The sequence below is a fragment of the Kitasatospora cinereorecta genome (genome assembly GCF_024172095.1).
In the GTDB taxonomy this organism is placed as follows: domain Bacteria; phylum Actinomycetota; class Actinomycetes; order Streptomycetales; family Streptomycetaceae; genus Kitasatospora; species Kitasatospora cinereorecta.
This window is the reverse complement of sequence record NZ_JAMZDX010000006.1, coordinates 456,131-481,158: the sequence shown is the minus strand read 5'-3', so window position 1 is coordinate 481,158 and position 25,028 is coordinate 456,131. Positions and strand designations below refer to the sequence as shown.

Sequence of the window (25,028 nt, the reverse complement as noted above, 5' to 3'; positions counted from 1 at the left end):
GGGGCCGGGTGTCAGGCGCGGACGGCGCCGGTGACCAGCCAGCGGCCGGTGCGGGCCCGGTGGCCCAGGAAGGCGGCGCGGACCAGCATGAACAGGTTCATCGCCCACCAGAGCCCGACCAGTCCGCCGCCGAGTGCCACAGCGGCCAGCGCCGCCGGGGTGAAGACCGCGAAGGTGGCCAGCATGGCCCAGGCCAGGTAGCCGCCGTCGCCGGCGCCCATCAGCACCCCGTCCAGGACGAAGACCAGCCCGCCCACCGGCTGGGTGAGCGCGGCCAGCAGCAGCACCGCCGCCAGCTGGTGCCGGACCTGCGGGTCGGAGCTGAACAGCGGGACGTACAGCGGGCGGGCCGCCACCATCAGCAGTCCGAAGAGCACGCCGGAGCCGATGCCCCACTGGACCATCCGCCGGGTCGCCGCGCGGGCCCCGGGCGCGTCGCCGGCGCCCAGGAAGCGGCCGATGATCGCCTGCCCGGCGATGGCTGTCGCGTCCAGCGCGAAGGCCACGAAGGACCACACCGTCATGGTGATCTGGTGCGCGGCCACCTCGGCGTCGCCCAGGTTCGCCGCCACCGCGGTGGCCACCAGCAGGGAAGCCCGCAGGCTGATCGTCCGCACCACCAGTGGGCCGCCGGTGCGGGCACAGGCCCGGATGCCCGCGGCGTCCGGCCGCAGGCCCGCCCCCTCCCGGCGGGCGCCGCGGACGACGACCAGCAGGTAGACCGCGGCCATGCCGTTCTGGGCCAGTACGGTGCCCCAGGCGGAGCCGGCCACGCCCAGCCCGGCGCCGTACACCAGGCCGACGTTGAGCAGCAGGTTGGCGCCGAAGCCGCCGATCGCCACCAGCAGCGGGGTGCGGGTGTCCTGCAGTCCGCGCAGCACACCGGTGGCGGCCAGCACCATCAGCATGGCCGGCACGCCGAGCGCGCTGATCCGCAGATAGGTGACCGCGTACGGGGCGGCGGTGGGGGAGGCGCCGAGCGCGGCGGCCGCCTGCGGTGCCAGGGCCAGGGTGAGTGCCACCACGGCGACCGAGAGGATCAGCGCGAGCCAGATGCCGTCCATGCCCTGCTGGATCGCGGCCCGGCGGTCGCCGGCGCCGATCCGGCGGGCGACCGCGGCGGTGGTGGCGTACGCGAGGAACACGAACACGCCGGTCGCGGTGGTGAGCGCGGCCGAGGCCACGCCCAGACCGGCCAGCTGGGCGGTGCCCAGGTGGCCGACGATGGCGGAGTCGGCCATCAGGAAGAGCGGCTCGGCGACCAGCGCGCCGAAGGCTGGCACGGCCAGGGCGAGGATCTCCCGGTCGTGGCGACGTCGGTCCGCGCGGCCCTGGGTGCGGCGGTCGGTGGCGGTGGTCATGAAGGTTAGGGTAGTCATCCACAGGTAAGTGGCACAAGTGCCTGTGGCCTATTACTCGCCACCCCGATCGAACGGTCGCTCGAACGGTGTGGCGAGCGCCTCGCGGCCTGTGTGAAGAAATTCTCATGCACAGGCGGTGGGCGGAGTAGTGCCAGGTCAGCGAGTTGACACCAACGCGATCGTGTGGTTATCCACAGAGGTGTCCACAGGGTTGTTCACAGCTTTGGGCCGGTTCTCCACAGCGGCGGCTCGGTTATCCACACAGCCTGTGGATAACCACCTTGGAGGAACGCCCCCACCCCCCGTAGCGTGGGCGAGGACCAGACCTGTGTGGCCGCGCGACACCGCCCGCCGGGGGCCGGACTTTGTCCTCCCGATGGCGTAAGAAATGAGGATGCGCCATCGGACAGGCCCGCACCAACTCGCACCGCATTCGCTGATCGGGGATTTCGCGTGACCGGCCCCCAGTACGACGACCACGACGTCCCGCCGCCGCCGGAGGACGACTGGCAGCCGTCCGACGACGCCTTCTCCCCGGACGCCTTCCCCGACGTCCCCGGCGACCGCCTGCCGGTCAGCCGCCGCCGGGAGGGGAGCTTCCCGCAGCGCGACGGCCAGGGCGGTCAGGGCGGGGGCTTCTCCCAGCGCGACGGCCAGGGCGGCCGCGACGGCAAGGGCTACCAGGGCAAGGGCTTCCAGGGGAAGGGCGGCGGCGACCGGCGCGACGGCGACCGGGACGACCGCGGCGGCGCCGGCGACGGCTTCGAGCGCGTCCCGCCGCAGGACCTGGCGGCCGAGCAGTCCGTCCTCGGCGGCATGCTGCTCTCCAAGGACGCCATCGCCGACGTGGTCGAGGTGCTCAAGCCCGCCGACTACTACCGGCCCGCCCACGAGCTGATCCACGGCGCCATCCTCGACCTCTACGCCCGCGGCGAGCCGGCCGACCCGATCACCGTCGCCGGCGAGCTCACCAAGCGCGGCGAGCTCGCCCGCGTCGGCGGCGCCTCCTACCTGCACACCCTGGTCAACTCGGTGCCCACCGCGGCCAACGCCGAGTACTACGCCGAGATCGTCCACGAGCGCGCCGTGCTGCGCCGCCTGGTCGAGGCCGGCACCCGGATCGCGGGCATGGGCTACGCCGGCGAGGGCGACGTGGACGAGATCGTCAACGCCGCCCAGGCCGAGATCTACGCCGTCACCGAGCAGCGCACCAACGAGGACTACGCCCCGCTCTCCGAGATCATGGAGGGCGCCCTCGACGAGATCGAGGCCATCGGCTCCCGGGCCGGCCAGATGTCCGGCGTCCCCACCGGTTTCGCCGACTTCGACGCCCTCACCAACGGCCTGCACCCCGGCCAGATGATCGTCATCGCGGCCCGACCCGCCATGGGTAAGTCCACCCTGGCGCTGGACTTCGCCCGCGCCGCCTCGATCCACAACCAGCTGCCGAGCGTGGTCTTCTCGCTCGAAATGGGGCGCAACGAGATCGCCATGCGCCTGCTGTCGGCCGAGGCCCGGGTCGCGCTGCACCACATGCGCTCCGGCAACATGACCGACGACGACTGGACCCGGGTCGCCCGGCGGATGCCCGACGTCACCAACGCCCCGCTCTACATCGACGATTCGCCGAACCTGTCGATGATGGAGATCCGGGCCAAGTGCCGACGCCTCAAGCAGCGCAACGACCTGAGACTGGTCGTCATCGACTACCTCCAGCTGATGCAGTCCGGTGGCTCGCGCCGCGCCGAGAGCCGCCAGCAGGAGGTCTCGGACATGTCCCGTAACCTCAAGCTGCTGGCCAAGGAGCTGGAGCTGCCGGTCATCGCGCTCTCCCAGCTGAACCGTGGACCCGAGCAGCGTACGGACAAGAAGCCGATGGTCTCCGACCTCCGCGAATCCGGCTCGATCGAGCAGGACGCCGACATGGTCATCCTGCTGCACCGCGAGGACGCGTACGAGAAGGAGTCCCCGCGCGCCGGCGAGGCCGACCTGATCGTGGCCAAGCACCGTAACGGCCCCACCGCCACCATCACGGTGGCCTTCCAGGGCCACTACTCCCGCTTCGTCGACATGACCCGCGACGTCACCTGAGGTGGTGTGGAAGCCCGCTGACACCGCGGGCTCACGCGGCATCCGGGCCGTGCGACAGCGGGAAGCCGCTCAGCGCCTGGTCTCGTACCTGGTCAGGACCACGCCGCCGGGAAACGTCCGCGTCTCCACCAGGTTCAGGTTCACCCAGCTGTCCAGCGCGGTGAAGAACGGCGTGCCGCCGCCCACCAGGACCGGGTGGGTGGCGATCACGTATTCGTCGATCAGCCCGGCGCGCATGGCCGCTCCGGCGAGCGTCGCGCCGCCGATGTCCATCGGACCGCCGTCCTCGGCCTTGAGCCGGGTGATCTCGGCGATCGCGTCGCCGGTGACCAGGCGGGTGTTCCAGTCGACCTGGTCGATCGTCGAGGAGAACACCACCTTCGGCGTGTCCCGCCAGTTCCGCGCGAACGCGATCTCCGCCGGGGTGGCGTCGGGCTGCCGGTCGCCGGTCGGCCAGTAGGAGCTCATCGTCTGCCACAGCTTGCGCCCGTACAGCGACAGGCTGCTCGCCCGCTCGTGGTCGAGCCACCACTGGAACAGCTCGTCGCTGGGCGGTCCGCTCCAGCCGATGTCGTCGCCGGGCGCGGCGATGTAGCCGTCCAGGGTCAGGTTCATGCCGTAGATGAGTTTCCGCATGGCGCCAGCATTCCGTGAGTCGGTCCCCAACGGACGGACCGGCGCGGCGAGGACCACCGCCAGGGCGAAGGGGCGGGCCGAGGGGCCGTCAGAGGGTGACGGTGGCGCGGAAGACGGTGGCGCCCGGACCCTGCAGCACGGTGGTGGTGCCGGTGGCGGGGAGGAAGGCCGACTGACCGCGGGTCAGGGTGAGGGCGGTGCCGTCGGCGGCGGTCAGCTCGGCGGTGCCATCGGTGCAGAGCAGGATCTGCGGGGCGTCGCCGGTCAGCGGGGCGGACCGGGTGCCGAGGACGTAGCGGGAGATCCGGAACTCGTCGATCGGCACCGGGTAGAGCCGCTCGCCGTGGGCGTCGGGCTCCGGGCGCAGCACGTCCGGGTCGGTCGCGCCGAACTCGACCACCCGGAGCAGCTCGGGGACGTCCACGTGCTTGGGGGTGAGCCCGCAGCGCAGCACGTTGTCGGAGTTGGCCATGATCTCGACCCCGGTACCGCGCAGGTAGGCGTGCGGCACGCCGGCGCCGAGGTAGAGCGCCTCGCCGGGCCGCAGGACCACGTGGTTGAGCAGCAGGGCGGCCAGCAGTCCGGTGTCGCCGGGGAACTCGCGGGCGGCGTAGGCGTAGCCGGCCAGGGTGCCGCCGCTGTCGCCGGGGGCGGCGGCCTCGATCGCCTCGGCGACCTGGGCGACGGTGTGCTCGGCCTCGGCGCCGGTCATCGACAGGACGGTGGCGAGCACCTCGCGCAGCGCCTCGGACTCCGGCTTGCCGCGCAGGATGTCGATCAGCGGCTCCAGCGCGGGGGCGCCGAGGGAGGCCATCAGGTCGGCGGTGGCGGCGGGGCTGCGGAAGCCGCACAGGCCCTCGAAGTCGTCCAGGGCGCAGATGAGTTCGGGCTTGTGGTTGGCGTCGCGGTAGTTGCGGTGCGGGGCGTCCAGCGGGATGCCGCGGGCCTCCTCGTCGGCGAAGCCGGCCCGGGCCTGGTCGAGGGTCGGGTGGGCCTGCAGGGAGAGCGGGGCGCCGGCGGCCAGCACCTTCAGCAGGAACGGCAGGGTGGGGCCGAACTTGGCCACCGAGGCGGCGCCGAGCTCGCCCTCGGGGTCGGCGGCGATCACCTCGGAGAGCGGGCGGGCGCCGGCGCCGCGGTCGACCTCGGACGAGTCGCCGGGGTGGGCCCCCATCCAGAGCTCGGCCTGGGGCTCGCCGCTCGGCGCCTGCCCCAGCAGCGCGGGGATGGCGGTGACCGATCCCCAGGCGTAGGGGCGGACCGCGTTGCGGAGCCTGTCCATGGCGTGCTCCTTGCTCGTTCCTGCGGTGGTTGTCCGGATTGAAGGGCTCCGACTCTAGCCGACGCCCGGAAGGCCGCCCCGCGCCCCCGACGGGGCGCTCGGCGCCTCTACCGGGCGCACCGTCCCCGCCGTGCGCGGCCGACCGGGCAGATGATCACTCTCCTGGGCGCGCCTACCCGGCGACGGCCCCTGCCACCTCCCAAGCTGGTACGGACAGGGGCCCGCGCGGCCCGCGGACCGGAGCCACGAGGGAGCTGCAGTGACGGCGTTCCCGCCCGACCCGACCGCCGGAGGGGACCGGCCGGGCCACGGCGCGCCCGACGGGTACCCGCCGGTGCGGCCGTTGGAGGTGGACGTCTTCACCGGCCCGGAGACGGCCTTCTTCGCCACTTCGACGCTGGTCATGGGGGAGCAGGCGGCGATCCTCTTCGACGCCCAGCTGACCCGCAGCGCCGGACGTGAACTGGCGGAGTGGATCGCCGGCAAGAACCGGCAGCTGCTCGCCGTCGTCGTCACCCACCAGCACCCGGACCACTACTTCGGCGCCGAGGAGGTGCTGCGGCTCTTCCCCGGTGCGCAGCTGCTGGCCGCGCCGGAGGTGGTGGCGGGGATCGTCCGCACCGCGGAGGCGAAGGTCGCCCAGTGGAAGCCGGTGTACGGGGACGACATCCCGGACCAGCCGCTGGTGCCCGCCCCGCTGCTGCCGCAGCCGCTGATGCTCGACCGGCAGCTGATCCGGGTGCTGCAGCTGGGGCAGGGCGACTGCGCGGACTCGACGCTGGCGCACGTGCCGAGCATCCGCACCGTGGTGGGCGGCGACTTCGTCTACAACGGCACCCACGTGTGGACGGCCGACACCGGTCCGGCCGAGCGGGCCGTCTGGGCGGGCAACCTGGCCCGGATCGCCGACCTCGGCGTCGACCGGGTGATCGCCGGGCACCGGGCGCCGGGGGCGGACGACGACGCGATGCGGGTGCTCTCCTTCACCGACGCGTACCTGAGGGACTTCGACCGGGCGCTGCGCGCCCACCCGCACGACCCGGAGGCGCTGGCCGCAGCGGTCAACGAGCGGTACGGCGGGCTCACCCTGCCGGCGATCCTGGAGCTGGGGGCCGCCGCGAACACGACGCCGTACCCGGTGGCGGACGAGGACGGGATCGTCGACGCGGAGATCGTCGAGGACGGCGAGGAGTAGGCGGTTCCGGTGGGGCGTGGGGCGGCCGTCCCGGGCCGTGGGGCGGCGGGCGGATACTGGCGGCATGACGGCGTATGACGCGGTGGTGCTGGCGGGTGGGGCCGGGCGCCGGGTGGGCGGGGTGGACAAGCCGGGGCTGGCGGTCGGCGGTCGGACCCTGCTGGACCGGGTGCTGGACGCGTGCGCGCAGGCCCGGCAGGTGGTGGTGGTCGGCCCGGAGCGGGCGACCGCCCGCGGCGGGGTGCGCTGGACCCGGGAGGAGCCGCCCGGCGGCGGCCCGGTCGCCGCGGTCGCGGCCGGGCTGGCGCTGGTGGACGCGGAACGGGTGCTGCTGTTCGCCGCCGACCTGCCCTTCCTCGACCGGCCCACCGTCGAGCGGCTGCTCGCCGGGCTGGCCGACGCCGACGGCGCCCTGCTGGTGGACGCCGCCGGACGGGACCAGCCGCTGGCCGCCGCGTACCGGACCGCGCCGCTGCGCGCCGCGCTGAGCCGGCTCGGCGACCCGGCCGGACAGCCGCTGCGCCGGCTGCTCGGCGGCCTGCACCTGCTCCGGCTGGCCGACCCGGAGGGCGTCGCCTACGACTGCGACACCTGGGAGGAGCTGGCCCAGGCCGAGGAGCGCGACCGTGCCGGGACCGGGAGCTGAACCGGGTCCTCGGGCCGGGCACGCGGCCGGGCTCACCGCGGGAGAGCCGGCCCGGCTCACCGCGGGCGAGCTGACACAGTGAGCGGAACGACGCGCGATGCTCACGGGGTGGGGCACCCCCGGGGGCGGGGTTTCGGGCAGCATGGGGCTATGGAGCGCACGCTGGACGACTGGATCACCGAGGTCAGCACCGAGCTGGGGATCGACCTGGAGGTCGACGTCCGCGGCCTGCTGGACCTCGCCCGGGTGGTCGCGCACGGGGTGGACCGCCCCGCGGCGCCGCTGACCGCCTTCCTGGTCGGCTACGCGGCCGCCCAGGCCGGTGGCGGCCCGGATGCGGTGGCCGCCGCCGGTGCCCGGGTCGCGGAGCTGGCCGACCGCTGGGCCGCGCGGACCGAGGCCGAGGCGACCGGCGAGGGGCCGGCGGGGACGTGAATCCGGTGGACTCGCTGCGCCCGGTGGACCGGCCGGTCGACGCGGACGGCCCGCGGGCCGATCCGACGCTCCGGCACGCCCCCTGGCCGCAGGCCCGGCGAGCGGCCCGGCGGGCCGGTGCGCCGCTGCCCGCCGAGCTGCTCGGGCCCGTCGCTGCGCTCGGCCGCACCCTGGCCGAGCCGCTGACCGCGCTCACCGACCTGCCCGCCTTCGACACCTCGGCGATGGACGGCTGGGCGGTGGCCGGACCCGGCCCGTGGCGGCTGACCGGCCGCCTGCTGGCCGGTGAGCGCTGCCGTCCGCTGGCCGACGGCGAGGCGGTCGAGATCGCCACCGGCGCCCAGCTCCCGCCCGGCGCGACCGGGGTCCTGCGCCGCGAGCACGGCCGCGTGGAGCCCGGCGACGCCGAGCCCGGCGACGGCGGGGAGGGCGGGCTGCTGCGCGGAGCGGTGGGGCCCGGCCAGGACGTACGGCCGCGCGGGCAGGAGTGCCGGTGCGGCGACGAGCTGCTGCCGGCCGGAACGGTGGTCACCCCGGCGGTGCTGGGGCTGGCATCGGCGGCCGGGCACGACGCGCTGACGGTGCGACGGCGGCCGACGGTCGAGCTGCTGGTGCTCGGCGACGAGCTGCAGGAGTCGGGGCTGCCCGGGCCCGGCCGGGTACGGGACGCGCTGGGGCCGCTGCTGCCCCCGCTGCTGGCGGCGGCCGGGGCCGAGGTGCTGGGCCGGCGCTACGTCCGGGACGACTTCGGGCTGCTGCGGGACGCGATCCGGCACTCGCCCGCCGACGTGGTGCTGACCACCGGCGGTACCGCGGCCGGTCCGGTGGACTTCCTGCACGCCGCGCTGGAGGCGACCGGCGGGCACCTGCTGGTGGACGGGGTGGCCGTCCGGCCGGGGCATCCGATGCTGCTGGCCGAGCTGCCCGGCGGGCGCCGGCTGGTCGGGCTGCCCGGCAATCCGCTGGCGGCGGTGGCGGGCACGGTGACCCTGGCGCTGCCGCTGCTGGCCGCGCTGAGCGGGCGTCCGACCGGCGCGGGCCGGGAGCGGATCGAGCGGGCCGCGGTCGACCTGCCCGGGCACCCGGCGGACACCCGGCTGCTGCCGGTGGTCCGGCGGGAGGACGGGGTGGTGCCGCTGGCCTTCGACGGGCCGGCGATGCTGCGCGGGCTGGCGCTGGCCGAGGCGTTGGCCGTGGTGCCCCCGGGCGGGGTACCGGCGGGCGGCCGCACCGAGCTGCTCACGCTTCCCTGACCGGATCGGCCGTCCCCCGGTGCGCCCGCGGTCGGCTACTGCGGCAGGCCGGCCGGTCTGATGACGATCAGCCGGTCGGTCAGCTGGAGGGTGGCGACCTCCGGTTCGGTGTAGTTGAGCAGCCGCCGCCCGCGGACCACCGCGACCACCAGGTCGCCGCTCTCCCGCGGGCTGTGTCCGGCCTCGGCGCGGGTGACCGGGCGTTCCACCACGTCCAGGCCGCGGCCGTAGGTGAGCAGGTCCTCCATCACCGAGCCGGCGTGCGGGCTGAGCATCGACATGCCGAGCAGCCGCCCGGCCGAGCTGGAGCTGGTGACCACCACGTCGGCGCCGCTCTGGCGCAGCAGCGGGGCGTTCTCGTCCTCGCGGACGGCGGCGACCACGGTGGCGCCGCGGTTGAGCTGGCGGGCGGTCAGGGTGATCAGGGCGGCGGTGTCGTCGCGTTCGGGGGCGACCACCACCCGTGCGGCGCGGGGCAGTTCGGCGCGCAGCAGGGTCTCGGTCCGGGTGGCGTCGCCGACCACGCCGGTCAGACCGTCCCGGGTGGCCTGGTCGACGGCCCGGGACTGCGGGTCGACCACCACGATCGAGGAGGCCTCCACGCCCTGGCCGAGCAGGGCGGACACCGCGCTGCGGCCCTTGGTGCCGTAGCCGATCACGACGGTGTGCTCGCGCACGGAGGACCTCCAGCGTCGGATCCGCCACTGCCGGCGGGTGCGTTCGGTCAGCACTTCGAGGGTGGTGCCGACCAGGATGATCAGGAAGAGCACCCGCAGCGGGGTGATCACCAGGATGTTGACCAGGCGGGCGCTGTCGCTGACCGGGGTGATGTCGCCGTACCCGGTGGTGGAGAGGGTGACGGTGGCGTAGTAGGCGGCGTCCAGCAGGGACACGGCCGCATCCGCGTTGTCGTGGTACCCGTCGTGGTCGGCCCAGACGATCAGAGTGGTCAGGAGCAGGACGCCCAGCGCCAGTGCGAGGCGCTTGAGGACCTGGCGCAGCGGAGGCCGGGCCGGCCGGGTGGGCAGGGCGACGGTGGGCGGGTTCGGGTCCGGCACAGGGTCAAGGATGCGGTGCGGGACGCCCCACGGACGGGCGCCCCGCCGTGCCTCACACGCGGCCGAGGGCGCGCGCTCCCGCGACGACCCGGGTCGCCCCGGGTCGGGTGGCGCCCCTGGATCGTCCTGGCGGATCCGGCGGGCCCGCCGGTGGATGGTGCCGGATTCGGGCGGGCCGCCGAGTAGTTTCGGGGCATGCATGCGATGACGATCCCTCAGCCCGGTGGACCCGAGGCGTTGACGTGGGCCGAGGTGCCCGATCCCGTGCCCGGGGCGGGCGAGGTCCTGGTCGAGGTGGCGGCCACCGCCGTCAACCGCGCCGACCTGCTGCAGCGCCAGGGCTTCTACGACCCGCCGCCCGGCAGTTCGCCCTACCCCGGACTGGAGTGCGCCGGCCGGATCGCGGCGCTCGGCCCGGGCGTCGCCGGGTGGGCGGTCGGCGACGAGGTGTGCGCGCTGCTGGTCGGCGGCGGCTACGCGCAGCAGGTGGTGGTGCCGGTCGGGCAGCTGCTGCCGGTGCCCAAGGGGCTGACCGCGGTGGAGGCGGCGGCGCTGCCCGAGGTGGCCTGCACGGTCTGGTCCAACCTGTTCATGGTGGCGCACCTGCGGCCGGCCGAGACGGTGCTCGTGCACGGCGGCGGCAGCGGGATCGGCACCATGGCCGTCCAGCTCGCCAAGGCAGTCGGAGCCCGGGTGCTGGTGACCGCCGGCAGCCCGCAGAAGCTGGCCCGCTGCGCCGAGTTGGGCGCGGACGTGGGCATCGACTACCGCGAGCAGGACTTCGTCGAGGCGGTCCGGGAGGCGACCGGCGGGGCCGGGGCCGACGTGATCCTGGACATCATGGGCGCCAAGTACCTGCAGCGGAACGTGGACGCCCTGGCGGTCAACGGCCGACTGGTGATCATCGGCCTGCAGGGCGGGGTCAAGGGCGAGCTCGACCTCGGCACCCTGCTGCGCAAGCGCGCCGCGGTGGCCGCGACCAACCTGCGCGGCCGCCCGCTGGGGGAGAAGGCCGCCATCGTCGCCGCCGTCCGCGAGCACGTGTGGCCGCTGCTGGAGGCCGGTGTGGTGAAGCCGGTGGTGGACCGGGTGCTGCCGCTCGCCGACGCCGCCGAGGCGCACCGGGTGGTCGAGGCGGGCGAGCAGGTCGGCAAGGTCGTGCTGCGGGCCTGAGACGGCCCTGGGGGCGCAAATTCGGGGGACCGGGGCCGGTCGGCCGGTTAGCGTGCGGACCATGGAGATCCGTGAGTTCACCGAGGCCGACTGGCCCCAGGTCTGGAGCATCGTCCGCGAGGTGGTCCGGGCCGAGGAGACCTTCGTCTACGACCCCGCGATGACCGAGGAGCAGGCGCGGCAGACCTGGCTCGAGCCCGTACCGGGGCGGACCGTGGTGGCGGTCGAGGGCGACCGGGTGCTGGGCACCGCGAAGATGGGCGCCAACCGTTCCGGGCCCGGCGCGCACGTGTCGACCGCGAGCTTCATGGTCGCCGCGGGCGCCCGGGGCCGCGGCGTCGGTGCGGCGCTGTGCCAGGACGCACTGGCCTGGGCCGGGGCGCGCGGGTTCGCCGGGATGCAGTTCAACGCGGTGGTGGAGAGCAACGAGGCGGCGGTCCGGCTCTACCGCCGGCTCGGTTTCCAGGTGCTCGGCACCGTGCCGGGGGCCTTCGACCACCCGACGCTGGGGAGGGTAGGGCTGCACCTGATGTACCGGGAGCTGTGAGCCGCCGAATCCGCCCGACATGCCCGGAATGTCCGACTGTGTGACGCTGGTCCAGAGCTGTTCCGCCCTCGAACGGACCGTGGTGCGTTCGGCCGTCGGAAGGATCTGCTTTCCATGGCTGCACTTCCGTACACGCGCTCAGCATTCGCCGCGGTGTCCTCCGCGGCCCCCTCCCTTCTGCCCGTGGGCGCCCGCTGCCGGGTGGCCCTGACCGGCGTCGGGCTGGCCCTGCCGCTGCTCCTGGCCGGCCCCGCACTGGCCGTCGATCCGGCCGGCGCGGGCCGGGCCCCGGCGGCGCAGGGAGCTCCGGCGCAGGGAACTCCGGCGCAGGGACCGGCGGCGGAGACGGTGTCCACGCCGGTGTCCGCCCTGGCGGTCGCCCAGGCCCTCGCCGCGGCGCAGTCGGCCGGTGCGCTGCTGCCGATGGTCGCGCTGCCGCCGAACGTTCCCGCCCTGCCCACGATGCCCGACGTCCTGCCCTCGCTGCCCGACGTCCTGCCCACCGACTCCGCGCCGGCCGGCGACGACCCGTCCGGGACCTGCCCGCCGACCGCCGCGCCCACCCGGTCCACCCCCTCGCCCTCCGGCGGGGCCACCGAGCAGCCGGACCCCTCGGCCTCCGCCTCGGATCCGGCGAGCCCCTCCCCGTCCACGTCCACCACGCCGTCGGAGAGCCCCGACGCGTCCCCGTCCGCGTCGGCGGCGTACCCGCGGGTCCCGCACGGCGAGGGCGGCATGCGGCACCAGCCGCAGCTGGCCCCGATGCCGCAGGAGCCGCCGTCCCCGACCGCCGAGGACCCGGCCGACGGCTCCACCGGGGCACCCGGGGACGACCTCGCGCTCCCGCCGCAGGCCGGTGGATCGGACTCCGCGCTCCCGGTCGACCCGCCTGCTGGGGACCAGCCGCAGATCGAGGCCCAGGCCCGCCCGGAGGCCGAGGCCGCCGTCCCGCTGCACTGGAGCGACCCCTCCGCGCTGCAACTGCCGCTGGGCACCGGTCTCACCCTGATCGGCTGCGGCCTGCTGCTGATCGGCCTGCGGCTGCGCCGCCGCTGACGGCGGTACGGGCCCGCCCGGCGGGCACGGCGGCTCGCCGTTTGCCCGTCCGGCGCGTCCGGGGTGTGGGACGATCACCGGGCCCGGTTCGTTGACCCGCGCGACGGACGAAGCATATGAAGGAGCCATGACCCCCTCGATGAACGAACGGTCGCAGCAGGAGCCCTCGGAGGAGACCCCCAAGGTGCTGATCGTCGGTCCCGACGGGATGCCCGTCGGCATGACGGCCGGTGTCGGCCTGGGCAGAGGTGGTGACGAGGCGGTGGAGCCGCGCGAACTGCCGGTGACCGAGATGGTCGAGCAGCCGGCCAAGGTGATGCGGATCGGCAGCATGATCAAGCAGCTGCTGGAGGAGGTCCGGCAGGCCCCGTTGGACGAGGCCAGCCGGGTCCGGCTGAAGGAGATCCACGCCAGCTCGATCAAGGAGCTGGAACTCGGCCTCGCCCCCGAGCTGGTCGAGGAGTTGGAGCGGCTCTCGCTCCCCTTCACCGACGACACCATCCCCACCGAGGCGGAGCTGCGGATCGCCCAGGCCCAGCTGGTCGGCTGGCTGGAGGGCCTGTTCCACGGCATCCAGACCGCGCTGTTCGCCCAGCAGATGGCCGCCCGCGCGCAGCTGGAACAGATGCGCCGGGCCCTGCCGCCCGGACTGCACGGCGGCGAGCTCGACGAGGAGGAGCCCGGTCCCGGCCGCGGCATCCGCTCGGGCCCCTACCTGTAACCCGGCACCCGTAACCCGGCGCCTGCAGCCCGGCGCCTGCAACCCCGCACCTGCAGCCCGCCCGCGCCCCGTCATTCGCTCCGTGGACGGAGCTGCAGTGAGCCGCGCGGCACCCCGTACCACCGAGCGGGGGCCGCGCGTCGGCAGCGCCCGGAGCCGATACCCTGGCCCCCTTCGGGACGTTTCGCGCCAAGGGGGACCACGGACCATGAGTGACGGCACCACGGCCGAGGGCCACTCCCTGGGCAACGGTCGCTATGTGCTGCAGCGCCTGCTCGGCCAGGGCGGCATGGCCTCCGTGCACCTGGCGTACGACAGCGTGCTGGACCGCCAGGTCGCGGTGAAGACCCTGCACACCGAACTGGGCCGGGAGGCTTCGTTCAAGGAGCGCTTCCGGCGCGAGGCGCAGGCGGTGGCGCGGCTCCAGCACATCAACATCGTCTCGGTCTTCGACTCCGGCGAGGACGTCGCGGCCGACGGCACCGCCACCCCGTACATCGTCATGGAGTACGTCGAGGGCCAGGCGCTCAAGGACGTGCTGGACGACGCGGTCACCCGGTACGGCGCGATGCCGACCGAGCAGGCGCTGAAGATCACCGCGGCCGTGCTGTCCGCGCTGGAGGCCTCGCACGACCAGGGCCTGGTCCACCGCGACATCAAGCCCGGCAATGTGATGGTCAGTTCCAAGGGCGTCGTCAAGGTGATGGACTTCGGCATCGCCCGCGCGCTGCAGTCCGGGGTCACCTCGATGACCCAGACCGGCATGGTGGTCGGCACCCCGCAGTACCTCTCGCCCGAGCAGGCCCTCGGCAAGAGCGTGGACGCCCGTTCCGACCTCTACTCGGTCGGCTGCATGCTGTTCGAACTGCTCAGCGGGCAGCTGCCGTTCGACGGCGACTCGGCCTTCTCGATCGCCTACAAGCACGTCCAGGAGGCGCCGCCCGCGCCGTCCACGCTGAACCGCGCGGTCACCCCCGCGGTGGACGCGCTGGTCGCCCGCGCGTTGCGCAAGGACCCGGCGCACCGCTTCCCGAGCGCCGCCGCGATGCGCGAGGAGGTCGAGCGGGTGGCCGGGGGCGAGCAGGGCGGCACGCCGCTGCAGGCCTCCACCCCGCTGGTGATCAGCGAGGGCCCGCGCTCGGTGCACGCCGCGCCGTCGCTGGCCAACTTCCCGCAGGTGACCGGCGATCTGCGCACCCCGGCGCCGCAGGTGCAGCAGCCGTACCAGCCCGGTCCGCAGACCCCGCCGCCGTACGCCACGCCGGGCCCGTACCCGGCGCCGCAGACTCCGCCGCCGTACCCGCAGACCCCGCAGCCCTTCCCGCAGGCGCCGCAGACCCCGCAGCCGTTCCCGCAGGCCCAGGCGCCGCACACCCCGCAGCCCTTCCCGCAGACCCCGCCGCCGTACCCGCAGGCGCCGCACACCCCGCAGCCCTTCCCGCAGCAGCAGGTCAACCCGGTGCGGCCGATGCCGGGGCCGCAGTTCACGCCCACCCGGACCGCCAACAACGGCGGCTGCTCGACCGCGCTGATCGTGGTGGGCGTCATCGTCGGCGTCATCGTGCTGGCCGTCGTCATCGTGGCGATCGCCGCCACCGCCGGGTCCAAGAGCACCACCGACAACCCGTACGGGGCGCCCCGCCCCGCCACCGTCCTCGACCTGGGTGGATCCGCCCAGGGGGACGGCCTGATCTGATGGGGGGTCCGGCCGCACCGTTCCACGGGTGACGGCCGGACGCGGTAGCGTTTCCGGGGACGGAACCGACAGGGCGACTGCGCGCCGAGCGACTGCCCGGGGCGAGGAGCGATGGGTCAGACTGAGCAGCCGGGCGACAGCGAGGCGGAGCAGCACCCCAAGGCGGGCGAACCCGGGGCCGACGCCCCGGCGCCGGCCGGCGAGCCGGACGCCGATGCCGAGACCACGGTCCTGCCCGCGGGCGCCGGCACCCCCGCACGCGGCACGGCCGCCCCGCTCGGCACCCTCGGCGAGGGCCGCTACCGGCTGACCCGCAAGCTCGGCCGCGGCGGAATGGCGGAGGTCTTCGCCGCCCAGGACGTCCGCCTCGGCCGCACCGTCGCCGTGAAGCTGCTCCGCCCCGAGCTGGCCCAGGACGACACCGCCCGGCTGCGCTTCACCCGCGAGGCACACTCGGTCGCCTCGCTGAACCACCACTCGATCGTCGCGGTCTACGACACCGGCGAGGAGCACGGCGAGGACGGGGAGACCACTCCGTACATCGTGATGGAGCTGGTCGAGGGCCGCACCGTCCGCGAACTGCTGGTGGACGAGGAGGCGCCGCCGGTCGACCAGGCGCTGATCATCACCGCCGGGGTGCTGGAGGCGCTCTCCTACAGCCACCGGCACGGCATCGTGCACCGGGACATCAAGCCCGCCAACGTCATCATCACCACCACCGGTGCGGTCAAGGTGATGGACTTCGGCATCGCCCGGGCGCTGACCGGCGCGGCCTCCACCATGACCCAGACCGGCATGGTCATGGGCACCCCGCAGTACCTCTCGCCGGAGCAGGCCCTCGGCAAGTCGGTGGACCATCGCTCCGACCTGTACGCGGCCGGCTGCATGCTCTACGAACTGCTCACCCTGCGGCCGCCGTTCACCGGCGACACCCCGCTGTCGGTGGTCTACCAGCATGTGCAGGACGCCCCGGTGCAGCCCTCGCGGGCCAACGACCGGGTGCCGCCGCAGCTGGACGCGCTGGTGCTGCGCGCGCTGGAGAAGAACCCGGACGACCGGTTCCAGACCGCCGACGAGTTCCGCGCCCACCTGCAGCACGCGCTGCGCGAGATGCACGGCACCGGCGGCGCCGGGTACGCGACGGGTGCCGCCGCTGCCGCGGCCGCCGCCGGGCTGGCCGCCGCGGCCTCCGGCAACACCGGCAACTACCCCGGCTTCGAGGGCCCGGCGAGCGGCGGTACCTCGGTCACCGAACCGTTCGGCGCGGTCGGCCGCACCGGCCCGACCGAGGCGATGCCGTACCAGGTCACCTCGCCCTACCGGACCCCGGCCCAGCCGTACCCCGGCGTCTCGGGCCCGGGCGGGGGCGACACCGGCGGCCCCGGCCACGGCGGGGGAGGCGGCAACGGGGGCGGCGACGGCTCCAAGCGCCGCAACCCGTGGGGCTGGGCGCTGGGCGTGATCGCGGTGCTGCTGGCCGCCACCGTGGGCATCGCGCTGGCGCTGACCAACAGCGACAAGCCGACCACGCCGCCGGTGACCCCGCAGCCGACCGTCACGGTGACCTCGACCCCCAGCACCCCGTCCGAGCGGCCGACCACCCAGGCGCCCACCCGGAGCCAGAGCACCAACCGTCCGACCGAGCAGCAGACCTTCATCCCGTCGCCGTCGGCCTCCCGCTCGGCCTCGCCCTCGGCCTCGGCCTCCGCCTCGGCCAGCCCGAGCAGCTCGTCCACGTCGACCCACACGCCGACCCCGACCACCAGCCAGACCGCCCCGAGCAGCCCCACCGCCCCGCCGCCCACCAAGGGCACCACGTCCGGCTGACCGGTCCCGCCACCCCGCCCCCGCGGGGTGGCGCCCCGTCCGCTCAGTTGGTGAAGGCGTCCAGCACCTGCTCGTACTCCTCGCACCACCAGGTCAGCTGCCCGGCCGAGGCGGGGAAGAGCGGGTCGGCCCTCAGGTCGCGGCGTTGGTAGCGCCACTGCAGCATCCACAGGTCGTTCAGCCGCTCCCACCACACCCGGTGGACGGCGGCGGCCACCTGCTCGGCGTCGGCGGCGCCGCAGGCCCGGTAGGCGCGGGCGTAGTGGCGCACCCGGCCCAGGTCCAGCACGCCGCTCGCGCGGTCGTTGAACAGCAGGGTCGCGGCCCGGACCGCCTCCTCGGCGGTGGGGTGCAGGCCGAGCTTGTCCCAGTCCAGCACCGCGACCACCTGGTCGCCGCGGTGCAGCAGGTTGAGCCCGTGGAAGTCGCCGTGCGTCCAGCCGGTGGGCGGGGCGTCCGCCCGGCCGGGGCGGCGGTGCCCGTACGCGGCCAGCAGCTCCAGCCGCTCGGTCAGCCGCCGCTCGGCGAGGGCGTCGAACTCCCCGTACGGGCGGTTGGCCCGGGCGCGGTCGCGCAGGTCGGAGACGATCCGGGCGGTCTCCTCCGGGTCGGCCGAGAGCACTCCGGACGGCTGCCGGACAGGGGCGCAGACCTCGGCGAGCGCGCCGTGGACGTGCCCCAGCAGCGCGCCGAGCGCGGCGCACCCCTGCGGTTCGAGTTCGGCGCCGTGCCGGTGCTCCCCCTCCACCCACGGGTAGAGGCCGAACAGCCGGCCGCCGTGCGCGGTGACCGTCCGGCCGTCCCGGGCGGCCAGCGGGGCGACGGCCGGCAGGCCGAGCGTCCGCAGCGCCGCGGTGGCGGCGTGCTGGGCGGCGATCGCCGCCCGACCCGCGGTGGCCTGGTCCACGTAGCACTTGAGGAAGTAGTCGCCGGTCTGGGTGGCGACCCGGTAGCCGCGGTTGAGCAGTCCTTCGGCCACCGGTGCGACCGCCACGATCGGGGCGGTGCGGTAGGAGCGGAGCACCCCGGCGACGGCGGCGTGCGCGACCGGGGGGCTGAGGGTTCCGACAGGGGGAGCGGCCGCGTCGGGACGGGCGGGCGCGAGGGCGATGATCTGACCGTACGTCACGGAGCCGAGACTAATACTCGGCGTGATAGCGACTTGACATACCGTCACCGATCTGATCAGTGATGATGATCGGCCTGGCGGCGGGCCACGTAGGCGGCCGCCTGGGTCCGGCGCTCCATACCCATCTTCGCGAGCAGGCTGCTGACGTAGTTCTTCACGGTCTTCTCGGCCAGGTGGAGCTCGTTGCCGATCTGCCGGTTGGTCATGCCCTCGCCGATCAGGTCCAGGATCCGGCGCTCCTGCTTCGTCAACTGGGCGAGCCGTTCGTCCTCCTTCTCGCCGCCCTCGCGCAGCCGCTCCAGCACCCGGCTGGTGGCGACCGGGTCGAGCAGCGACTTGCCGGCCGCCACGTCGCGGACCGCCGCGAGCAGGTCGGTGCCGCGGATCGCTTTCAGGACATAGCCGGACGCCCCCGCCATGATCGCGTCGAACAGCGCCTCGTCGTCGGAGAACGAGGTGAGCATCAGGCAGCGGATCGAGGGGTCGATCGAGCGCACCTCGCGGCAGACCTCGACGCCGTTGCCGTCCGGCAGCCGGACGTCCAGCACCGCCACGTCCGGCCGGACCGCGGGGATCCGGGCGAGCGCCTCGGCGGCCGTCCCGGCCTCGCCGACCACCTCGACGTCCCCCTCGGTGGACAGCAGGTCGTGTACGCCGCGGCGCACCACCTCGTGATCATCGAGGAGAAAGACCCTGATATGTCCGTTATCGCTCATTTGCAAAGCCTCGCACAAATCGATGCCTGTTACCCCCTTACGCAGGAGGCTCTGCCCGGATAACGTGCGCAGGTGTCCTGACGGCAGTGAAAACGAGAGCCGCACCACACCTGCGGCGCTCGTCCGAGAACAACTAGGACGTCCTAGCTCAAGCGCGCCAAGGGTCGTCGCTGGGTAACGTTCTCGTGAGGGCCGCCGTCGGAATCGGAACACCACCTACCCGCAATCGGTGCGCACACCCACGTGCACCCTGCGAGGAGGTGACCGGACCGGTCACCGGCGACCCCGGGCGGCCGGACAGACCGAGGAGTGAACGTGACCGTCAAAAGCACGGCGAGGGCGCGCAAGAAGGCCGCCCCCTCCGTCCCTGACAACCTCCAGGCCGGCTCCGCCGCGCCGGAGCTCGTACAGCTGCTCACGCCGGAAGGTGACCGGGTCGAGCACCCGGACTTCCCGCTGACGACCACCCCCGAGGAGCTGCGCGCGCTCTACCGCGACCTGGTGCTGGTCCGGCGTTTCGACGCCGAGGCCACCTCGCTGCAGCGCCAGGGCGAGCTGGGCCTGTGGGCTTCGCTGCTCGGTCAGGAAGCCGCCCAGGTCGGTTCCGGTCGCGCGATGCGACCGGGCGACTACGCCTTCCCGACCTACCGGGAGCACGGTGTGGCCTGGTGCCGCGACGTGGACCCGCTGAACCTGCTCGGCATGTTCCGCGGTGTGAACCACGGCGGCTGGGACCCCAACGAGAAGAACTTCCACCTCTACACCATCGTGATCGGCTCGCAGACCCTGCACGCCACCGGATACGCGATGGGCATCACCAAGGACGGCGCGGACGACGCGGTCATCGCCTACTTCGGCGACGGCGCCTCCAGCCAGGGCGACGTGAACGAGGCCTTCACCTTCGCCTCGGTGTACAACTCGCCGGTGGTCTTCTTCTGCCAGAACAACCAGTGGGCGATCTCCGAGCCCACCACGGTGCAGACCCGCATCCCGCTCTACCGCCGCGCCGCCGGCTTCGGCTTCCCCGGCGTCCGGGTGGACGGCAACGACGTGCTGGCCTGCCTCGCGGTCACCCGCTGGGCGCTCGACCACGCCCGGACCGGCCAGGGCCCGGTGCTGATCGAGGCCTTCACCTACCGCATGGGCGCGCACACCACCTCCGACGACCCGACCCGCTACCGGCTCAACGAGGAGACCGAGGCCTGGAAGGCCAAGGACCCGATCCTCCGGCTGAAGGCGCACCTGGAGAAGGAGGGCCTCGCCGACGAGGCGTTCTTCGCCGAGGTCGAGGCCGAGAGCGAGAAGCTGGGCCTGCGCGTGCGCGAGGGCGTCCGCTCCATGCCGGACCCCGACCCGACCCTGATCTTCGACCACGTCTACAGCGAGCCGCACACGCTGGTGGACGAGGAACGCGCCGAGTACCTCGACTACGCGGCCTCCTTCGAGGGTGGGGAGCACCACTGATGACCGCTCAGCTCAGCATCGCCAAGGCGCTCAACGAGGCCCTGCGCAAGTCGCTCGAGAACGACCCGAAGACCGTCCTGATGGGCGAGGACATCGGCAAGCTCGGCGGCGTCTTCCGGATCACCGACGGCCTGCAGAAGGACTTCGGCGACGACCGGGTCATCGACACCCCGCTCGCCGAGTCCGGCATCATGGGCACCGCGATCGGCCTCGCCCTGCGCGGCTACCGCCCGGTGGTGGAGATCCAGTTCGACGGCTTCGTCTACCCGGCCTTCGACCAGATCGTCACCCAGCTGGCGAAGATGCACGCCCGCGCCCTCGGCCACGTGAAGATGCCGATCACCGTCCGCATCCCGTACGGCGGCGGCATCGGCGCGGTCGAGCACCACAGCGAGTCGCACGAGGCGTACTTCGCGCACACCGCCGGTCTGCGCGTGGTCAGCCCCTCCAACGCGCACGACGCGCACTGGATGCTCCGCCAGTCCATCGAGTCGGACGACCCGGTGATCTTCCTGGAGCCCAAGCGCCGCTACTGGGACAAGGGCGAGGTCGGCGACGACCCGCTGATCCCGCTGCACTCGGCCCGGGTGGTCCGCCAGGGCACCGACGCGACCCTGATCGCGTACGGCCCGATGGTCAAGGTCTGCCAGGAGGCCGCCGCGGCCGCCGAGCAGGACGGCCGCCGCCTGGAGGTCGTCGACCTGCGCTCGCTGTCGCCGGTCGACTTCGCCACCGTCGAGGAGTCCCTCAAGCGCACCGGGCGCGGCATCGTGGTGCACGAGGCGCCGGTCTTCCTGGGCATGGGCGCCGAGCTGGCCGCCCGCCTGACCGAGAAGTGCTTCTACCACCTGGAGGCGCCGATCCTGCGGGTCGGCGGCTACTTCGCCCCCTACCCGCCGTCCCGGGTGGAAGAGACCTTCCTGCCCGACCTGGACCGTGTGCTCGACGCTGTCGACCGCGCGATGGCCTTCTGAACCGGAGAGCGAGAATGACCAACGCTGTTCGCTCGCTCCGCGAGTTCAAGATGCCCGACGTGGGCGAGGGCCTCACCGAGGCGGAGATCCTCACCTGGTACGTCAAGCCGGGCGACACCGTCACCGACGGCCAGGTGGTCTGCGAGGTGGAGACCGCCAAGGCGGCGGTCGAGCTGCCGATCCCGTTCACCGGCACGGTCGAGGCGCTGCACTTCCCGGAGGGTGCCACCGTCGACGTCGGCACCGTGATCATCGCGGTGGCCGTCGAGGGTGCGGCTCCGGCCGAGGCCCCGGCACCGGCCGCCCCGGCGTCCGCCGCCGCCCCGGCGGCGGAGACCGAGCCCGAGCGCCGCGAGGTGCTGGTCGGCTACGGCCCGCGCACCGGCACCGCCCAGCGCCGGGCCCGCCGCACCGCTCCGGCCCCCGCCGCGAGCGCTCCGGTGACCCCGGCGGCCGCGGCTCCCGTGGCCCCGGCAGCCCCGGCTCCGGTGGCCCCCGTGGTGCCGGCCCAGGTGTCCGCCCCGGCGTCGGCTCCGGCCGAGGACCGGCCGCTGGCCAAGCCGCCGGTGCGCAAGCTGGCCAAGGACCTCGGGATCGACCTGCGCGCCGTGGTGCCGACCGGCCCCGGCGGCGTGATCACCCGCGAGGACGTGCACGCCGCCGCAGCCCCGGCCCCCGCGCCGGTGGTGGAGACGCCGGCCGTCGCGCCGGCCGCTCCGGTGGCCGCCGCCCCGGTCGAGCTGCCCACCGGGTCCGGCGACGTCCGGGTGCCGATCAAGGGCGTGCGCAAGGCAACGGCGGCCGCGATGGTCTCCTCGGCCTTCACCGCGCCGCACGTCACCGAGTTCGTCCAGGTCGACGTGACCCGCACGATGAAGCTGGTCGCCAAGCTCAAGCAGAGCGGAGAGCTGGGCGCCGGCGTCCGGGTCAGCCCGCTGCTGCTGGTCGCCAAGGCGCTGCTGACCGCGGTCAAGCGCCACCCGGAGATCAACGCGGCCTGGGACGAGGCGGCCCAGGAGATCGTCATCAAGGGCGCGGTCAACCTCGGCATCGCCGCGGCCACCCCGCGCGGCCTGATCGTGCCGAACATCAAGGACGCCGGCGCCAAGACGCTGTCCCAGCTGGCGATCTCGCTCGGCGACCTGGTCGACACCGCCCGCCAGGGCAAGACCTCGCCGGCCGACATGACCGGCGGCTCGATCACCATCACCAACGTCGGCGTCTTCGGCGTCGACACCGGCACCCCGATCCTCAACCCCGGCGAGGCCGCCATCCTGGCCTTCGGCGCGGTCCGGGACATGCCGTGGGTCCACAAGGGCAAGGTGGTGCCCCGCCAGGTCACCACGCTCGCGCTCTCCTTCGACCACCGCCTGGTCGACGGCGAGCTCGGCTCCAAGGTGCTCGCCGACATCGCGGCGATCCTGGAGTTCCCGAAGCGACTGATCACCTGGGGCTGACCCCGCCGGTGACACGCCGATGGCCCCTGCTCCCGCCGGAGCAGGGGCCATCGGCCGTTCTCGGGGGCTCAGCCCTTGGTGATCCGGCGCACGCCGTAGAGCACCCCGCCGCCCAGTGCCAGCGAGGCCAGCGCCGAGGCGAACAGGAAGCCGGTGACCGAGGACGGCCCGGTGGAGGCCAGCTCCTGCTGCGGGGCCGCGGCCGGCTCCGTGCTCGCGGTGGCGGTCGCAGTGGCCGCCGGAGCGGCCGCCGCGGTGGTGGTGACGGCGGCCGGGACGGCCGGGGCCGGCGTCGTGGGCGCCGTGCTCGCCGTCGGCCGGGAAGTGGGCTGCTCGGCCGGCTTCGACGGCTTGACCGCCATGTCGAACGTCGGGACCTGGCCGTTCCCGCTCAGGCCGCCGTACACACGCATGGTGATCGCGGTCTCGAGCCGGTCCGTCACCCCGAAGCGGAAGAGGTACCGGCGGGTGGCGCCGTCGGCGAGCGGCGCGGCGAGCGGCGAGGTGTCACCGATCCGGGTCGGGTCGCAGCCCGGACGCAGCTTGAGCGGAATCCACTGCCCGTCCTTCATGACCTCGAGGCTCAGGTCACTGATGTTGGTCGGACCCCCGACGTCGTAGAAATCGAGGGTCGGCGCGAAGCGCTGGTACGCCTGACCGGTGGTGTTGACCACCTCGAGACCGATCTCGACCTTGCCGCCCGCCGTCATCGAACCGGGCGTGGGAGCGATGAACGCGATGACCGGACGGGTCGCGTGCTGCTCCGGCAGCGCCTCGACGCTGGTGTTCTGCTCGTCGCCGCAGGCCCAGGCGGTGCCGGTGCCGGACAGCAGCGGGAGGCCGATGCCGAGCACGACGGCAGCGGCAGAGGTGGCGACAAAGCGGGAGATAGCGGGCGCACGCATGACAGGAGTCCCCCCAGGACGGCGTGTGAGTGGAAGTCGGCTCCGGTCCCTCCCGGTGCCCTCACCCTGATGGACGTCCATCCCCCGGCGGGGTTGCAGGTGGTTCCGAAAAATTTTCCGCGACCTCGCCGCGGCCCTCCGGGATACTGCCCGGGTGGCGGAACAGCAGACAGCGACACAGGCCGGAGCCGTACGCACCGAGGACCACGGGCGACCCTCGCTGCGCCGGGACGCCTCGCTCCCGGCCCTGCTGGCCGGCCTGGTGTGCATCGCGGTCTCCTTCTCCGGCCCGCTGGTCGTGGTCCTCGCCGCGGCCGCCGCCGGACGGCTGGACCAGCCGCACACCGCCTCCTGGATCTGGGCCGTCTCGATCGGCAGCGGACTGACCTGCCTGCTGCTCAGCTGGTGGACCCGCACCCCGGTGATCACCGCCTGGTCCACGCCGGGCGCCGCCCTGCTGGTGGGCAGCCTCGGCGCGTACCCGTACCGGGAGGCGGTCGGCGCCTTCCTGGTGGCCAACGTCGCGGTGGCGCTGTTCGGGGTGACCGGTCTGTTCGGGCGGCTGATCCGGGCCATCCCGGCGGGGATCGTCCACGCGATGCTGGCCGGCATCCTGTTCTCCTTCGGCGCCGGCATCTTCACCGAGCTGCGCGCCGCCCCGGTGCTGGTGGTGGGCGGCCTCGCGGCGTTCCTGCTCGCCAAGCGCCTGCTGCCGCGCTACGCCGTGCCCCTCGCGCTGCTGGTCGGCGCCGCACTGGCCGCGGCGACCTCCGGGCTGCCGCTGCACCTGGGCGCCGGCGGCCCGGTCCGGCCGGTGTTCACCGTCCCCGCGTTCTCCGGACCGGCCCTGGTCGGGCTGGCGCTGCCGCTCGCCATCGTCGCGCTGGCCTCGCAGAACGCGCCCGGCCTCGGCATCATGCGGGCCTCCGGCTACCAGCCGGACGACCGGCTGCTGATCGGCTCCACCGGAGGCGTGTCGGTGCTGCTGGCGCCGTTCGGCTCGCCCGGGGTCAACCTGGCCGCGATCACCGCCGCGATCTGCACCAGCCCGGAGAGCCACCCCGACCCGCGCCGCCGCTACGTGGCCGGGATGTCCGCCGGTGTGCTCTACCTGCTGGTGGGTACCTTCGGCGGGGTGCTGGTCAGCCTGTTCACCGGCCTGCCGCACGCCCTGATCGCGCTGGTCGCCGGAGTCGCCCTGCTGGCCTCGTTCCAGGGCAGCCTGGCCGGCGCGGTGGCGGCCGAGGAGGGCCGGGACGGGGCCGTGGTGACCTTCCTGACCACCGCCTCCGGGATGAGCCTGTTCGGCATCGGCGCGGCCTTCTGGGGCCTGCTGCTGGGTCTGGCCACCCACCTGGCGCTGACCGCCCGGCGCCGCGCCTGACGAGGCGGCCCGGGCCCGCCGC

The 25,028-nt window shown here is 74.1% G+C and carries 20 protein-coding genes and 1 pseudogene; 14 read left to right on the top strand and 7 right to left on the bottom strand.

The window, feature by feature from the left end; translation table 11 throughout:
• Nucleotides 1-11: 11 nt before the first annotated feature.
• A complete protein-coding gene (locus FHR36_RS31545; RefSeq protein ID WP_253802731.1) occupies nt 12-1,361 on the bottom strand; it encodes an MATE family efflux transporter in 1,350 nt (449 codons plus the stop codon).
• A 453-nt stretch (nt 1,362-1,814) separates the two neighbouring features.
• On the opposite strand from FHR36_RS31545, the gene dnaB reads away from it, so the two are divergent.
• Entirely contained in the window at nt 1,815-3,452 is a 1,638-nt protein-coding gene (gene dnaB, locus FHR36_RS31540) for a replicative DNA helicase (RefSeq protein ID WP_380232044.1), read from the top strand.
• A 69-nt stretch (nt 3,453-3,521) separates the two neighbouring features.
• On the opposite strand, the gene FHR36_RS31535 is transcribed toward dnaB, so the two are convergent.
• Both FHR36_RS31535 and manA read right to left on the bottom strand, forming a co-directional pair.
• Nucleotides 3,522-4,088, bottom strand: a complete 567-nt coding sequence (locus FHR36_RS31535; RefSeq protein ID WP_253802729.1) for a dihydrofolate reductase family protein — start codon at nt 4,086-4,088, stop codon at nt 3,522-3,524.
• A gap of 88 nt (nt 4,089-4,176) precedes the next feature.
• Nucleotides 4,177-5,370 carry a mannose-6-phosphate isomerase, class I gene (gene manA / locus FHR36_RS31530; RefSeq protein ID WP_253802728.1) on the bottom strand — a complete coding sequence of 398 codons (1,194 nt, stop codon included), beginning with the start codon at nt 5,368-5,370 and terminating at the stop codon, nt 4,177-4,179.
• Nucleotides 5,371-5,629: 259 nt separating this feature from the next.
• On the opposite strand from manA, the gene FHR36_RS31525 reads away from it, so the two are divergent.
• The 3 genes and pseudogenes from FHR36_RS31525 (at nt 5,630) to FHR36_RS31515 (ending at nt 8,899) form a co-directional block, all read left to right on the top strand.
• A complete protein-coding gene (locus FHR36_RS31525) occupies nt 5,630-6,565 on the top strand; it encodes an MBL fold metallo-hydrolase (RefSeq protein WP_253802727.1) in 936 nt (311 codons plus the stop codon).
• Between the two features lie 64 nt (nt 6,566-6,629).
• Nucleotides 6,630-7,646 (top strand): annotated as a pseudogene (locus tag FHR36_RS31520) (NTP transferase domain-containing protein).
• 5 nt (nt 7,647-7,651) lie between these two features.
• On the top strand, nt 7,652-8,899 hold the full coding sequence (locus tag FHR36_RS31515; protein ID WP_407660875.1) for a molybdopterin molybdotransferase MoeA: 1,248 nt from the start codon (nt 7,652-7,654) through the stop codon (nt 8,897-8,899).
• 35 nt (nt 8,900-8,934) lie between these two features.
• Here FHR36_RS31515 and FHR36_RS31510 read toward each other — a convergent pair whose 3' ends face one another.
• Nucleotides 8,935-9,957, bottom strand: coding sequence for a potassium channel family protein (locus FHR36_RS31510; RefSeq protein ID WP_253802726.1), 1,023 nt, complete (start codon nt 9,955-9,957; stop codon nt 8,935-8,937).
• A 195-nt stretch (nt 9,958-10,152) separates the two neighbouring features.
• Between FHR36_RS31510 and FHR36_RS31505 the strand changes: the two genes are divergently transcribed.
• The 6 genes from FHR36_RS31505 to FHR36_RS31480 all read left to right on the top strand — a co-directional run bounded on the left by FHR36_RS31505 (nt 10,153) and on the right by FHR36_RS31480 (nt 16,977).
• Nucleotides 10,153-11,130 carry an NAD(P)H-quinone oxidoreductase gene (locus FHR36_RS31505; RefSeq protein WP_253802725.1) on the top strand — a complete coding sequence of 326 codons (978 nt, stop codon included), beginning with the start codon at nt 10,153-10,155 and terminating at the stop codon, nt 11,128-11,130.
• A gap of 61 nt (nt 11,131-11,191) precedes the next feature.
• Nucleotides 11,192-11,677 (top strand): GNAT family N-acetyltransferase, encoded by a 486-nt coding sequence (locus tag FHR36_RS31500; RefSeq protein WP_253802724.1) that lies wholly within the window; start codon nt 11,192-11,194, stop codon nt 11,675-11,677.
• A 114-nt stretch (nt 11,678-11,791) separates the two neighbouring features.
• The gene (locus tag FHR36_RS31495) at nt 11,792-12,733 is read left to right on the top strand and encodes a hypothetical protein (RefSeq protein ID WP_253802722.1); all 942 of its coding nucleotides are present in this window, start codon (nt 11,792-11,794) and stop codon (nt 12,731-12,733) included.
• A 127-nt stretch (nt 12,734-12,860) separates the two neighbouring features.
• Entirely contained in the window at nt 12,861-13,454 is a 594-nt protein-coding gene (locus tag FHR36_RS31490) for a bacterial proteasome activator family protein (protein ID WP_253802720.1), read from the top strand.
• 208 nt (nt 13,455-13,662) lie between these two features.
• Nucleotides 13,663-15,150 carry a protein kinase domain-containing protein gene (locus FHR36_RS31485; protein WP_253802718.1) on the top strand — a complete coding sequence of 496 codons (1,488 nt, stop codon included), beginning with the start codon at nt 13,663-13,665 and terminating at the stop codon, nt 15,148-15,150.
• A gap of 111 nt (nt 15,151-15,261) precedes the next feature.
• Nucleotides 15,262-16,977 carry a protein kinase domain-containing protein gene (locus FHR36_RS31480; RefSeq protein WP_253802715.1) on the top strand — a complete coding sequence of 572 codons (1,716 nt, stop codon included), beginning with the start codon at nt 15,262-15,264 and terminating at the stop codon, nt 16,975-16,977.
• Between the two features lie 43 nt (nt 16,978-17,020).
• On the opposite strand, the gene FHR36_RS31475 is transcribed toward FHR36_RS31480, so the two are convergent.
• Complete coding sequence (locus tag FHR36_RS31475) at nt 17,021-18,106, bottom strand: phosphotransferase (RefSeq protein ID WP_253802713.1); 1,086 nt, start codon at nt 18,104-18,106, stop codon at nt 17,021-17,023.
• A gap of 56 nt (nt 18,107-18,162) precedes the next feature.
• Nucleotides 18,163-18,822, bottom strand: a complete 660-nt coding sequence (locus tag FHR36_RS31470; protein WP_253802711.1) for a response regulator — start codon at nt 18,820-18,822, stop codon at nt 18,163-18,165.
• A 315-nt stretch (nt 18,823-19,137) separates the two neighbouring features.
• Here FHR36_RS31470 and pdhA point away from each other — a divergent pair, with 315 nt between their 5' ends.
• Genes pdhA through FHR36_RS39645 form a run of 3 tightly spaced genes read left to right on the top strand, consistent with a single transcriptional unit; the run spans nt 19,138 to nt 22,717 of the window.
• A complete protein-coding gene (gene pdhA, locus FHR36_RS31465) occupies nt 19,138-20,286 on the top strand; it encodes a pyruvate dehydrogenase (acetyl-transferring) E1 component subunit alpha (protein ID WP_380232481.1) in 1,149 nt (382 codons plus the stop codon).
• Entirely contained in the window at nt 20,286-21,260 is a 975-nt protein-coding gene (locus FHR36_RS31460; RefSeq protein ID WP_407660872.1) for an alpha-ketoacid dehydrogenase subunit beta, read from the top strand. Before pdhA ends, FHR36_RS31460 begins: the two co-directional genes overlap by 1 nt.
• 14 nt (nt 21,261-21,274) lie before the next feature.
• The gene (locus FHR36_RS39645) at nt 21,275-22,717 is read left to right on the top strand and encodes a dihydrolipoamide acetyltransferase family protein (RefSeq protein WP_301330890.1); all 1,443 of its coding nucleotides are present in this window, start codon (nt 21,275-21,277) and stop codon (nt 22,715-22,717) included.
• Nucleotides 22,718-22,785: 68 nt separating this feature from the next.
• On the opposite strand, the gene FHR36_RS31440 is transcribed toward FHR36_RS39645, so the two are convergent.
• Nucleotides 22,786-23,622 (bottom strand): hypothetical protein, encoded by an 837-nt coding sequence (locus tag FHR36_RS31440; RefSeq protein ID WP_253802707.1) that lies wholly within the window; start codon nt 23,620-23,622, stop codon nt 22,786-22,788.
• 154 nt (nt 23,623-23,776) lie between these two features.
• Here FHR36_RS31440 and FHR36_RS31435 point away from each other — a divergent pair, with 154 nt between their 5' ends.
• A complete protein-coding gene (locus FHR36_RS31435) occupies nt 23,777-25,006 on the top strand; it encodes a benzoate/H(+) symporter BenE family transporter (RefSeq protein WP_253802704.1) in 1,230 nt (409 codons plus the stop codon).
• Nucleotides 25,007-25,028 lie beyond the last annotated feature (22 nt).